The organism is Catenibacterium sp. RTP21428st1_D7_RTP21428_210409, assembly GCF_040227455.1.
Classification (GTDB): Bacteria; Bacillota_I; Bacilli_A; order Erysipelotrichales; family Coprobacillaceae; genus Catenibacterium; species Catenibacterium mitsuoka_A.
Genome location: NZ_JBEHVX010000071.1, coordinates 1 through 13,452, shown reverse-complemented (window position 1 = coordinate 13,452; position 13,452 = coordinate 1). Strand labels below are relative to the sequence as shown.

Sequence of the window (13,452 nt, the reverse complement as noted above, 5' to 3'; positions counted from 1 at the left end):
AGAGTTTTGGGGGATTTGAGTTTGGTTATATATTTGTGTCCGCGCAACGAAGGCGCGGGGAAATGGAGGAAATTATGGATGAATTTTTAAGAGATATACATACATTATTATTCAAGGAATGGATTCTCATTCAGTCTATTGAAGGCTGTGATATTAAAGAAGAAAGTAAAAAAATTATTCTTACAACTCCTTATTGTCATGCCGAAGTAGTATTTAATGACCATAACCTGATTGAATTATCAGTCACAAATCTTGTCACTGATAAGATAGACTTCTATCTTCATTTTCAAATGCATACTATGAATCATGCGATTTCGTTATATGAAGAAATGCTTCAATGTGTTAAACAATTGATCGATGAACCTCCTATTCGTGTTCTTTTAACATGTACAAGTGGCCTCACAACAGGTATGTTTGCTGCACAACTCAATGAAGCGACTATGCTTTTATCTAAAAACTATGAATTTGATGCAATTGCTTATCATGAACTCTATGATATTGCGAAGAATTATGATGTGATTCTTGTGGCACCACAAGTGAATTCTAAAAAGACAAAACTAGAAACATGCTTTAAAAAGAAGACAGTACTGACTATTCCTTCTACAATATTCGCAAAATATGATGCAGGCGCATTATTAGAATTCTTAGATGAACATTTATCGTCTCGTCGTCATCCAACTACGGCTCGTTTACCTGTCATTAGTCGTCCAGTGCCTCACCAGACAAAGATCTTAACCATCGCAACAGTACGCACAAGTCATCGTACAAGAATGATTTATCGTGTTTTTGATCAAAATAATAAAACACTATTAGATAATGAAGTCGTTAAGTTTGATTTTCAAGTAAATGACCTCTTTGATATCCTTGATACAGTATTACTCTTTCATCCAGATATTCCTATTATTGGAATTAGTCTTCCGGGAATCATTCGAGATGGTTATATGGACTTCCGTGACCAAAGAATCAATGTCTTAGGACCACTTAATAAACGTTATCCAAATAAACGTTTCTATTTATTTAATGATGTCAATACCCTTGTATCTGGTTATTATATTTCACAGAATAAATACCAGACAATCTCATTTCTTTATCAGCCATCCATGGGGAGTCCTTGTGGTATAGGTTCTGTCTTTAAAGGACAATTAATAGAGGGAGCGCATAAGATAGCAGGAGAAGCCAAATATCTGCCATTTAACAGAGAACAATTTCAAAAGACACCAGAGGAACAATTAAAATTCCTTGCCTATCAAGCTGCTGCAGTCATTTCTATCTATGATCCTGAAATATTGATCGTATCATGTAAATATACTAATAAACATGAGTTAAGAGAATTATTAAAGAAATACTTTCCAGAAGAATATCTTCCTGATATTCACTTTATTGAACATTTCAAGGAATATGGATTGTTAGGTGCTTTGATTCTTTCTATCCAAGAAGAAAATAAAGGTTGAGTTTATTGAAAAACTCAGCTTTTGTGCTATAATCCTTATAAACATATCTAGTTAGTATGCTGATAGGAGGAGTTATTATGTCTTTAAATTCAGTGAAGAATTATTTCAAACAATATAATATGGATACACATATTGTAGAGTTTCCTGTATCAAATGCGACTGTGGAACTTGCAGCACAAGCTATTGGCTGTAAGGAACAGGAAATTGCGAAAACAATGTCTTTTCATGTCGGAGATGAAGTCATTGTGATTGTAATGGCCGGAGATGCAAGAATCGACAATAAGAAATATAAATCATTCTTTCATAAGAAAGCTAAGATGCTTCATGGGGATGAAGTAGAATCTTTGACTGGTCATCCAGTAGGTGGTGTTTGTCCTTTTGGATTAAAAGAAGGTATTAAAGTCTATCTTGATGAGTCTCTAGAACGTTTTGATCATGTTTATCCAGCATGTGGCAGCCCTAATAGCGCTATTAAGCTCACTATTCCAGAACTAGAAAAATATGCCCACCAGGAATCATGGATTGATGTCACTGATATCATCTAATGACATTTGTTTATGAGAACCAAGGACTTCTAAAGAGTCTTTGGTTTTTTTGTATACTCTTCCTTCATCAAGCCATAAATCTATATCTTCAAATGAAACAATGACAGGCATTCTTGAATGGATTCCTGAGATGATATCTTCTGCTTCTTTTGTAAGTATTGTGAAATAGTCATCATGATAGATGCCTGCAAGATAAAGAATATGATTATTAGTAAATAGATATTGCGCATGTGCTCTATCCCATTCATAGAAACCACTAATTGGAATAATACATCTTCTTTTTACTGCATCTTCTTTAAACATCTTCTTTTCTAATACTGTTTCTATGCGTGCATTAAAGACACGTTTTTGATTTAATGGATAACCCCATGTCTTATAGTCTCCATAATGACCCCTCAAAATAATAAAGCCTTCTTCTCCTGGATGAATATCTCCATAAGGAAATATATGTCCATCAGAAATAATGACCCATTTAGTCAAGTCATATTTCAATTGTTCATCTAGATAGTAACGTCCACACATAATAACCCTCCAAAAAAAGTCATAGAAAAACTATGACTTAAACATTGTATCTAATATACGCTTACCTGTTTCTGTTTCAAAAAAACTCTCTTTGGCATGCTGAATAGATTCTATAGAAGCATTATCTTCAAATGCATTGACTAAAAAATCTGCTTCTAACAAGATACGATAATCTATTCCATCTACATCAGTATATGTATGATGATGGGCAATCAAGAAACATATTCTTTCTATATCATCTTCTTTAAATCCTAAAGAAGTACATATTTCTCTTGCAGGTGTAGGACCTTCCTGTTCCTGCAGTTTTCCATTTTGAAAGCCATATTTCTCTTCTGATACACGTATTCCAATATCATGTAAAATACTAGCTGCTTCTAATACAAAGAGTGTATGTGCATCCAATCCTTCTTTTTCACCAATTAATTTAGAAAAGCTATGTACCTTTATGAAATGCTGGATACGCTTAGGATCTCCACAATCAAATTCAATCATTTTCATCATTAATTCTTCTAACATATTCATCACCTGCATCTATTGTAGCACAAAAAGAAAAAGACCCGTAGGTCTTAACGTGATAATGTATACCCTTTTCCAATGACTGAATGAACATCACTCACAAAAACAAAGGAAGTAGGATCTATTTCTACAGAGATTTTCTTAATTGTCGCAATCTTTTTATATTGTGTAACCACAAGAATGACCTGCATATCTTCTCTTAAATAACCTGTTTCCGCTTTTAATAACGTGAGCCCAACATCAATTTCTTTATAAATACGTTCTCTGATTTTTTCATATTCATGACTCATAATCATGATTTCACATTGTGATTGACCATATGCCAATACTTTATTGACTGTTATAGTACAGATCATAATCGCAAGAATACCGTATACATTCTTCATAAAGGGATTAGATGCCACCTGAATCAAAATAACTGTAATATCACATATATTCATAACGATAGAAACAGGGACTTTGAAATACTTCTGTAAAATCACACCAATAATATCAAAACCACCAGAAGAACCATCGCCTAAAAGTACAAGTCCTACCCCTGCCCCAATGAGGACACCTGCAAGAATAGCACTCATTAAAGGATCAGAACTCATTTCAGCTAAGAAATTATATTTCTGACATAGATCTAACCCAAATGGAAAGATAATACTGACAATCAATGTCTTGAAAATGAATTCTTTACCAATAAATATATAACCTAATATAAATAATATTGCATTACAAATTAATACAAGAATTGAGACTGGTAATGGAATCATCTTACTTAAAATAACACATAACCCTGTGACACCTCCTGCAGCGAAGGATTGTGGTAATACAATCATACCAAGTGCTATATCAGTCAAAGCGACACCAACCAAAATTTTTACCATTGATAATACTTTTTCCTTCATTTTCATCACCCAGGAATATTATAATGATAAAAAGAGGCAATACAGTAGCCTAGGCTACAATGGGGGACATATGAATATCATTATTCCAGAAAACTATTTTTATTTATTTGAATCAGTAGGTGAACGTTGTGTCTTGCCTTCAAAGACAGTCATCTTTTATGAGAGTGATGATGCAAATGATATCTATCTTTTAATCAAAGGTCGTGTACGTGCTTATTTAAGCAGTTCACAGGGAAAACAGATTACCTTGGAGGTATTAAAGAAAGGACGTATTTTTGGTGATGGTTCTTTTTTAAACCATTCTGTACGTAAAGCGAATATGGCCACGATTACTGATGTAGAATTCATCCGTTGTCATATTACTGATTTGATGCCTATATTACAGAAAAATATCGATCTCATGATTCTTATGCTTCAGCATCTGACTTCTACATGCAACTATTTGACACATACAATTGAAAGATTAGTGAACTATAATAGTACGCAAAAAGTAGCTGACTTCCTTCTTATTGAAACAGATAACGGAAAAAAATCCATTCCTTATACGCATGAAGATATTGCAGGATGTTTAGATATGAATAGAGTGACTGTATCACGTATTATGAAGAAATTAAAAGAGGAAAATGCTGTTTTGTATGAGTATGGGATTGTTTCTGTAACAGATTCTAAAACATTGAAGCATATTCTAGAACACACTGAATAGAGATTATTGCATTCAAGTTTTGTTTTAAATATAATTATTGACGAGGTGTAAAAAAATATGAAAAAGAAAAAAATTGCGATTGTTGCGACAGGTGGTACGATTGCAGGAAGTGGCGCTGCAGGTAAAACAACAAATTATGAAGCAGGTACTATTTCTGTAGATGAAGTATTGGCTTCTATTCCAGATATAAGAGATCGTGTTGAGATTGTTTTAGATAATCTCTTTTCTGTTGATTCTAATGAAATTGATGATCAAAGATGGTTGATCTTAACTGAACATATTAATAAACTTGCAGATCAGCAGGATATTGATGGTATTGTAGTGACTCATGGAACTGATACAATGGAAGAAACATCTTACTTCTTAAACTTAACAGTCAATACATTAAAACCTGTTGTTTTAACAGGTGCGATGCGTCCTGCAACTGCAACAAGTGCCGATGGACCATTTAACTTATTCCAGGCCATTATGCTTGCAAGTCATAGTGAAGCTTGGGGTCGTGGTGTAATGTGCTTATTCTCAAGTACTATTTTCTCCGGTAGAGATATCCAGAAAATCAGTAATTATAAGATTGATGCCTTCGACCAGAGAGCTTTCGCTAATCTTGGTTATATGAAGGATGATGAAGTTTATTTCTCTTCTCAGCCATTAAAGAGACATACAACTTATTCAGTCTTTTCACGTAAACCAATCAAAGATTTAGCTCATGTCGCAATTGCCGACTATTATGTAGGTGCTTCTCCTGATATTCTTGACTTTCTAGCAAAAAATAATGAAGGTATTGTGATTGTCGGAACAGGTAGCGGAAACTATTCTAAAGAATGGCGTCAGCGTATTGAAGAATTATCTGATCAGGGTATTATCTTTGTACGTGCGAGCCGTGTAACGAACAGTATTATCTTCCAGGATGATTATTTTGATCCTAAACATGTATGTCTAGGGGCTAATAACTTGTCCCCTTATAAAGCACGTATTCTATTAATGCTTTCTCTCACAATCACAAAAGATAAAAAAGTAATCAACGATTACTTCTTAAACTACTAAAAAAAGGCTCGAAAGCCTTTTTTATTTTCTTACAATCTTATAATATGTACGACTTGTACAGAAATAAACAATAGTATAAAGAATAGTAAGTACTATCACTGATACAACAGTACATGTAATAAATATCTGAGGGGCATTAAGAATCATTACCTTAAACATCTTTAAGATCATATTATATGCCACAGACATATGAATAACTGCCACTACAAGAGGAAGAAAGAAGAAAATCAATACCTGTGAAGATACAGCCTGTCTGACTTCTTTTTTACTCAATCCTACATTCTGCAATATTTCATATCTTTTCTGATCTTCATAGCCTTCAGATAACTGCTTATAATACATAATCAATACGGTTGCCATCATAAAGAGTACACCTAGAAAGATTCCTAAGAATAATAATGAACCATACATCTGACTGAATAGTTGGTAGTTATCATAGCGAGTCATATTAGAATAACTGATTTCACCATCATTCTTTTCACTGACTTTCAAAGTGAAATTCTGTGTTGTTTTACGCATGACTTTTTCAGCCTTTGAATTGAAATAACCACCTTTATAATCCACTAATATTTCATAAACATAAGAAGGGGAAGAACGATGTTCAAATGTAAGTGCCTGTTTTAAAGCTGCATCATCCTTGAATACAAATGTAATACTATCTGAATTTACATTCGCAATATCATCCTTGACAAACCAGGGATCATTCTTAACCATCTTTAATGAATACAATTGATTATTCAACATCATTGAATCATGATTAAAATGATAATTAGAATTATAAAGTACTTCATGATCATTTAAAGTGACATGATGATTATAAATACGATTGTAATCAGCTAATGTCATACCAAGAACTGTAATAATCTTATTATTACCACCTTCTCCTGGCGCAGTAAAAACTGTTCCATTTTGAGAAGCCAATACATTACAATACTTTAAAGAAGCCATTTGAGAAATACCGATATTTTTAGAAGCAAGAGATGTTTTAATGTCCTTTTCAAGGTTGATGATTTCTTCATCCATATTCACCTTTTCCATATTCCCTACTTTATAACTATAGTCAGCACGAACACTTTTTTTCACAGTATCAAAAACGCCACTATAAAGAGTATATGTAGAAGTAATCATGACAAGAATACATGTACATAAAATACAGATACTAGCAAGTCCCACTGCATTCTGCTTCATACGATACATCATCTGAGACACACTGATGAAGTGATTTGTCTGATAGTAATACTTCTTATTCTTCTTTAATATTTTCAAAATTACAATAGAGCCAGCCGTAAAGAGTGCATATGTACCAATAATAACAAGTACAACTGCCACAAAGAATAAGACAAGGGCAGTGATTGGATCTTCAATCGACAAGGCAATTGTATAACCAGCACCTAGTGTGATGACACCTATTAAAGTCATCAACCACTTTGTCTTTGGTTCCTTTTCTCCAACCTGTCCACCCTTTAATAACTGGATTGGATTAGAGAAACGAATAGAAGCTGCATTGATCATAAATGAGACAAAGAAAATAACACTAAAGAGAAGAGTTGTGATCAAAATCGCATTCATATCAATACTAAATACAATCGATGTATGAATAGCCAATATCTTCACTAAAATAAGCATCATAAGCTTACTGAATAGAACACCTGTTAATACACCAAACCCTAAAGAAATCAAATAAACAATCAATGTTTCAAAAAAGATAATCAACATCACATGACGTTTTTCCATTCCTAATATATTATAGAGTCCAAGTTCCTTCTTACGATTCTTCATGAGGAAGCTATTTATATATAATAAGAATATGACTGAGAATATAATCACAACATACACGCCAAGATTCATCATCATGGCTGCTGATTCACTGTCTTTTCTTAGGCCATTATCTCCACCTAAGAACTTTACACAATAAAACATCATGACAGTAAAGATACTTGTAATAAGATATGGGAAATAGATTTTTCCATTCTTTTTAATATTTGTCAGGGCAAGTTTTAAATAAAACATGATTACTTACCTCCTGTCTGCAGTAGTGTAAGTGTATCACTGATTGCCTGATACATCTCTTCGTTTGTCTTATCTCCTTTATAGATCTGATGATAGACCTGTCCGTCACGTATAAATAAGACACGTTTCGCAAAGCTGGCTGCTTTAGTACTATGAGTAACCATCACAATGGTCTGTCCTTCTTTATTTACATGATCAAAGATATTCAATAAATCATCTGTAGATTTAGAATCCAGAGCACCTGTTGGTTCATCAGCTAAGATAATCTGAGGATGAGTAATTAAAGCTCTTGCGACGGCTACTCTTTGTTTCTGTCCTCCTGATACTTCATAAGGGTATTTATCCAGTAGTGATTCAATACCTAGCTGTGGTGCTAAGTGATTCAATTTAGTTTCCATCACATCATAGTTTTCTTTAGATAAAACTAAAGGTAAAAAGATATTATCGCGTAAAGAGAATGTATCTAATAAGTTGAAATCCTGAAATACAAATCCAAGATTTTTTCTTCTAAACTGTGAAATATGCTTTTCACTGATTTTAGTAATATCTTCTCCGTTAAGTAGTACTTCGCCACTTGTCGGTGTATCTAGAGATGCTAGGATATTTAAAAGTGTTGTCTTACCACTTCCTGATTCACCCATAATAGCGACATATTCCCCTTCTTCTACTGAAAAAGAGACATTAGACAGAGCAGTGACCTGCTGAGATGAAAAACGTGTTGTATAGACTTTTTTTAAGTTTTTAACTTCTAATAATGACATATATGTTTTCCTCCTTCGTTACAACTATAGTTTAATTATTTTGAAACATATCTGCCATTGATTCACCTTACAGAATAAGTCTCTTATCTTACAATTTTGTAAGTTACTCTACAATAAGAGGTTTCTTTTCAAAACATATAGAAACAGTTGTCCCTTTATTTACTTCAGACTCTATATGAATAGGATAACCCAAAATATCACATATATTCTTAACAAGATATAAGCCTAATCCACTCGCCTTCTTATCAATACGTCCATTTGTACCAGTAAAGCCTTTTTCAAAGACACGAGGCAAGTCCTCTTTCTTGATACCAATTCCTGTATCTTCTATATATAATGTATAACCCTTCATATAAATGCGAATAGAACCTTCTTTAGTATACTTCAAGGCATTGGATAAAACCTGTTCAATAATAAAAGAAGTCCACTTCTCATCCGTAACTATTTCTTCGTCTAGCTCTTCTAGTTGAAGAGAAATCTTCTTATGAATAAAGAATAAGGATTGTTTCTTGACAACTCCATTTACTATATCCCCTATTTTATAATGACCAATTTTTAAATCCTGATTCATATGTCCCATCTTGACATAGTACATCATCATATCCACATACTGTTCAATACGTAATATCTGCATGGATAGTAGATGTGGTGATAACTCACCTGATTGTATGAGTAATCTTAGTCCTGCGATAGGTGTCTTAATCTGATGAACCCAGAGTGTCATATAATCAGATAGTTCATGATAGCTTGTATCCTTCTGATTATTAAGGACAATATTAGCCTGGATAATCTTATCTACAAGTGCATAATAAGAATCTTCTAAAGCATTCTCTGGAGTCGGAATATTTTCTAAGTAAATATGATCAAGATGTAAAGCATACTTAAGTGCTTTGATCTTGTTATTATATTTGTAATAGTCATAACTAAAATAAACAATCACAAAAAAGAAACATAAACAGGTAGGATAATAAAGCAATGAAATAGAAATATCACATAATAAGAGGATCAGATCAAATAAGAGGATCATCACCAGATAAACAAGATAATAACGATAATGGTCTTTAATGTATGTCTTCATAATATAACTGATACCCTATCCCTTTCTTTGTATGAATAAGCTGTGGTAAAGAAAAAGCATCTAATTTCTTTCTTAAGCGATTAATATTTACACTTAATGTATTATCATCTACAAAGGCTTCACTTTGCCAGAGAGCTTCCATGATTGTATCTCTAGAGACAATCTGTCCGGCATGTTCAAATAATATCTGCATGATCTTAAGTTCTGTTTTAGTGAGTTCTATAGAGTCTTCATGATAGCTAATGACACCTTTTAATAAATCAAGAGTCAGTGAGTGATAGTTCAAGACATTTTGTGTTTTATTAAATGAATAGGTACGTCTAAGTATTGCCTGTAACTTAGCCGTGAGTACCGTTAAGTCAAAAGGCTTATTAATAAAATCATCTGCCCCCATATTCATTGCCATAACGATATTCATATTCTCACTTGTAGAAGAAATAAAGATAATCGGTACTTCTGATTCTTTTCTTATTTCCTGACACCAGTAATAGCCATTATAGTAGGGCAGTGAGATATCTAATAAGATAAGTAATGGTTCATAGTTTCTAAAGTCTTCTAAGACATTTTCAAAATCATTGACTACAAACACATCATAATTCCACTTTTCTAGATGTTTTTTTATAGAAGATGCAATAATTTCATTATCTTCTACAATCATTATTTTCTGCATATATAACCACCTCTAATTCATTATACACAAAAAAGAGACGAAATGTCTCTTTATTCAATAACAGTAAACTGTGTCCACTTATCTGATTTATAACGTAAATGGAATACAATAGCACGCATTGACCAATCAGCACACATTGCTAAGGCAATACCAATCACACCTAGATTGAATGTAATACCAAATATAATAGAGAGTATTCCTCTTACGACGACTGTACTCAAGATTGATACAATCATTGTATATTTGACATCTCCTGTCGCACGTAATCCATTTGAAAGTGGTCCAGAGAACGGGAACGCAATCGTATTAAAAATATTATGAATAATAACCAAAACAAAGACTAGATGTTTAGTTTCTGATGATAATTGATAATATTGTAAGAATAGTGGAGTAATAAGAAGAATGAATGCATTCCATATAATAGAGAAGATTACTGTGATCTTCATCAGCTTCTTAAAGTAATAATGTGCATTATCTATATCCTTTGCTCCCATGCACTGTCCTATGACCGTAATAAAGACAGGACCCATTGTAACACCCACTAAGGCTGCAAGTGACCAGATACTTTGGGCCACACCATTGGCTGCAATCTGATAAGTACCAAATAAAGCAACAACTGAACTCAAGGCTACTTTAACTAACTGAAAGATCCCTTGTTCAATCCCATTAGGAACCGCAATATTCAATACTCTTTTCAACATCTTAGCATCAAATACAAATATATGCTTCTTTTCATAATAAGTAGTCAGTGTCTTATTGAAGCATAAGAATGTAATCACTACTGCAGAAAAAACTCTAGCAATCAGTGAAGGATAGGCAACACCTGCCACACCAGCATGTAAAACAAAAACACCTATGCAGTTTCCAATACAGTTAATAATATTAGATGCGATAGAAATATACATAGTTGTAGATGTTTTAGCCATAGAGCGATATAAAGCAGCACCTGCATTATAAATAGCGAGGGCTGGATAAGAATAAGCTGATATTCTTAAATAGGTGATACAAGCCTGCATTACTGAGTTTTCTACACGACCAAATAAGAGTCTTAAAAGTGACTCATTGAAAATCAAGACAAGTATCATCAATATAAATGAGAAGACAATAGAAAACATCAATAACTGTCCTGAAGCACGGTTAGTGGCTTCTTGTTCTTTACGTCCAATATATTGGCTGATCACAACTGCCCCACCCGATGCAAGTGCTGTAAACAAATAAATAAAGATTGTATTAAATGAGTTTACAAGTGAAACCCCTGATACCGCACTTTCTCCCACAAAGCTCACAATAAAAGTATCTATAATACCTACTAACATGACTAATAATTGTTCAAAGAACAATGGGATGATCATGTTTTTTAAATCCTTGTTTGTGAATGTCATAATTTACCTCCATGACACCATTCTAAACAACAAAGAAATAAAAGTAAAATACCAATGCTGAAAGGCACTATAACTAAATTGCATACTAAAAGGCAGTATCTCTACTGCCCCATAGTTATTCTTCGTTACGTAAGCCTAATTCTTCCATTCTCTTAGGTGCATAGTTTTCATATTTAGGACGAGGATGCTTATGATCCTTCCAATATTCTTCTGCAATAGGCGCCCATTCTTTTGCATAGTCTTCACATTTATCACATAAGTGGTCTGCTGTTTCAGGAGATTCCATATTTGTATCATGCGCACCTGTACGTTTCACCATTTCTCTTAATAATGATGGGTTTTCTAACATTGGACAAGGTCTTAAATGGTTTTCATTAAATGGCTGTCCTTCATGATAAGCCATGAATAAAGGTGACTGCAACATTTCAAGAATAGAATTATCATGAATATTTGTATTTGAATAATGAATAAATACACATGGTTCTGCATCACCATTAGAGTTGATATGGAAGTAGTTTCTACCACCTGCAATACATCCACCAACATATTCACCATCATTCTGGAAATCCATTGGATAGAAGTTAATATTACATTCATCAGAACGGATATATCTAATACGATCAATCATATATTTTCTCTGCTGGATTGTAGGAAGTAAGTCAGTAACTGCGTTGTTTCCTACTGGCATATAATGGAAATAGAAACCAAAACGAGCCCCTTTATCAGTAATCATCTTAAAGAATTCATCACTTGTGACTGCTTCTACATTATATTTTGTATAGCAGATAGATGTACCAAAGACAATACCATATTTCTTTAAGAGATCCATAGCCTTCATAACAGCTTCAAAATGACCTGCACCACGTCTTGCATCATTTGTTTCTGGAGTACCTTCAATTGATAATAAGAATGTAATATTACCAAGTCTAACAAGTTCTTTACAGAACGCATCATCAATCAAAGTAGAATTAGAGAAGATTGCGAATTCTACATCATTATGCTTTTCAGCTAATTTAATGATTTCTTTCTTCTTTACAAGTGGTTCCCCACCAGTTAATAAGTAAAGATAGACACCTAATTCTTTACCTTGTGTGACAATCTTATCCATATCTTCAAAAGTTAAGTTGCTTTTATGTCCATAAGTACCACTCCAGCATCCTTCACAATGCATATTGCAGGCACTTGTTGGATCAAAAAGAATGAGCCAAGGGATATTACAATTATATTTTTTTCTGTTTTCACGGATTGTTTTTGTACCTCTAAAGAATGCTTCATAGCCAAGATTCAAAGCTGTCTTCTTAATGAATTCTGGATTAGCTTCATCAATCACACTATTAATGTAATTCACCCATTTGTTGCTTGGATCCTGTACCGCAATTCTCGCTGCGTCATAGCTTTCTTTACTAAGCCCTTTACCATAAAACTTTTCAGCCAAGTCAATGAGCTTCAAATATTCTCCTGTACGGTCTTTATCCAACCCCTTCACAATATGATCAATCGCAACTTCCATCGCTTTTCTTTCAGCTGCATGTGATACTTTATCTAATGTATTCATAATCAACATCCTCTCTCTTTCACTAATCCTCATTTTAGAATGTTACTGATAAAAGTCAATAAAACTGACCAATGTTCATTTAGACATTTTTAGGAAAATGTCCAAAAATAGCTTTATATTCTTACAAAATATATGAAATGAACAAATTTTACACTATCTTTACAGAAATTTTATTTAAACTAAATCCCACTATTATTAGTATAATGCTAGAATTAACGCTATAATGAGTATATAGATGGGAGGATTAAGTGTGAAACAAAAATCAATCAAAACGTATAAAAAAAGACAAACTTAAAAACAAGTTTGAATAATTTAGAAAAAA

13 protein-coding genes are annotated in these 13,452 nt (G+C 33.2%); 4 read left to right on the top strand and 9 right to left on the bottom strand.

The annotated features are described in order from the left end of the window. Both ABUA27_RS09760 and ABUA27_RS09755 read left to right on the top strand, forming a co-directional pair. A partial coding sequence (locus ABUA27_RS09760) for a hypothetical protein (RefSeq protein WP_349820634.1) occupies positions 1-1,451 on the top strand: 1,451 nt, incomplete at its 5' end. A gap of 77 nt (positions 1,452-1,528) precedes the next feature. Next, positions 1,529-1,996, top strand: a complete 468-nt coding sequence (locus tag ABUA27_RS09755) for a YbaK/EbsC family protein (RefSeq protein WP_349820633.1) — start codon at positions 1,529-1,531, stop codon at positions 1,994-1,996. On the opposite strand, the gene ABUA27_RS09750 is transcribed toward ABUA27_RS09755, so the two are convergent. Genes ABUA27_RS09750 through ABUA27_RS09740 form a run of 3 tightly spaced genes read right to left on the bottom strand, consistent with a single transcriptional unit; the run spans position 1,967 to position 3,927 of the window. Continuing rightward, on the bottom strand, positions 1,967-2,518 hold the full coding sequence (locus tag ABUA27_RS09750) for an SOS response-associated peptidase (RefSeq protein WP_287846684.1): 552 nt from the start codon (positions 2,516-2,518) through the stop codon (positions 1,967-1,969). The two genes, ABUA27_RS09755 and ABUA27_RS09750, sit on opposite strands and share 30 nt — an antisense overlap. 30 nt (positions 2,519-2,548) lie before the next feature. Next, a complete protein-coding gene (locus ABUA27_RS09745; protein ID WP_192923992.1) occupies positions 2,549-3,034 on the bottom strand; it encodes an HD domain-containing protein in 486 nt (161 codons plus the stop codon). Between the two features lie 50 nt (positions 3,035-3,084). Then, complete coding sequence (locus ABUA27_RS09740) at positions 3,085-3,927, bottom strand: YitT family protein (protein WP_022424841.1); 843 nt, start codon at positions 3,925-3,927, stop codon at positions 3,085-3,087. 70 nt (positions 3,928-3,997) lie between these two features. Here ABUA27_RS09740 and ABUA27_RS09735 point away from each other — a divergent pair, with 70 nt between their 5' ends. Together ABUA27_RS09735 and ABUA27_RS09730 are read left to right on the top strand one after the other, a co-directional pair. Continuing rightward, complete coding sequence (locus ABUA27_RS09735; protein WP_129980947.1) at positions 3,998-4,630, top strand: Crp/Fnr family transcriptional regulator; 633 nt, start codon at positions 3,998-4,000, stop codon at positions 4,628-4,630. Positions 4,631-4,687: 57 nt separating this feature from the next. Next, the gene (locus ABUA27_RS09730) at positions 4,688-5,674 is read left to right on the top strand and encodes an asparaginase (protein ID WP_129980946.1); all 987 of its coding nucleotides are present in this window, start codon (positions 4,688-4,690) and stop codon (positions 5,672-5,674) included. 21 nt (positions 5,675-5,695) lie between these two features. On the opposite strand, the gene ABUA27_RS09725 is transcribed toward ABUA27_RS09730, so the two are convergent. From ABUA27_RS09725 to ABUA27_RS09700, 6 genes are all read right to left on the bottom strand, one after another. Then, positions 5,696-7,684 carry an FtsX-like permease family protein gene (locus tag ABUA27_RS09725; protein WP_349820632.1) on the bottom strand — a complete coding sequence of 663 codons (1,989 nt, stop codon included), beginning with the start codon at positions 7,682-7,684 and terminating at the stop codon, positions 5,696-5,698. 2 nt (positions 7,685-7,686) lie between these two features. Next, a complete protein-coding gene (locus tag ABUA27_RS09720) occupies positions 7,687-8,445 on the bottom strand; it encodes an ABC transporter ATP-binding protein (protein WP_129980944.1) in 759 nt (252 codons plus the stop codon). Between the two features lie 103 nt (positions 8,446-8,548). Next, positions 8,549-9,523, bottom strand: coding sequence for an ATP-binding protein (locus tag ABUA27_RS09715; protein WP_349820631.1), 975 nt, complete (start codon positions 9,521-9,523; stop codon positions 8,549-8,551). Next, positions 9,507-10,193, bottom strand: a complete 687-nt coding sequence (locus tag ABUA27_RS09710; protein WP_349820630.1) for a response regulator transcription factor — start codon at positions 10,191-10,193, stop codon at positions 9,507-9,509. The genes ABUA27_RS09715 and ABUA27_RS09710 overlap by 17 nt, the downstream gene beginning before the upstream one ends. A gap of 50 nt (positions 10,194-10,243) precedes the next feature. Continuing rightward, a complete protein-coding gene (locus ABUA27_RS09705; protein WP_349820629.1) occupies positions 10,244-11,575 on the bottom strand; it encodes an MATE family efflux transporter in 1,332 nt (443 codons plus the stop codon). 115 nt (positions 11,576-11,690) lie between these two features. Further along, complete coding sequence (locus tag ABUA27_RS09700; RefSeq protein ID WP_349820628.1) at positions 11,691-13,130, bottom strand: radical SAM protein; 1,440 nt, start codon at positions 13,128-13,130, stop codon at positions 11,691-11,693. Positions 13,131-13,452: the final 322 nt, after the last annotated feature.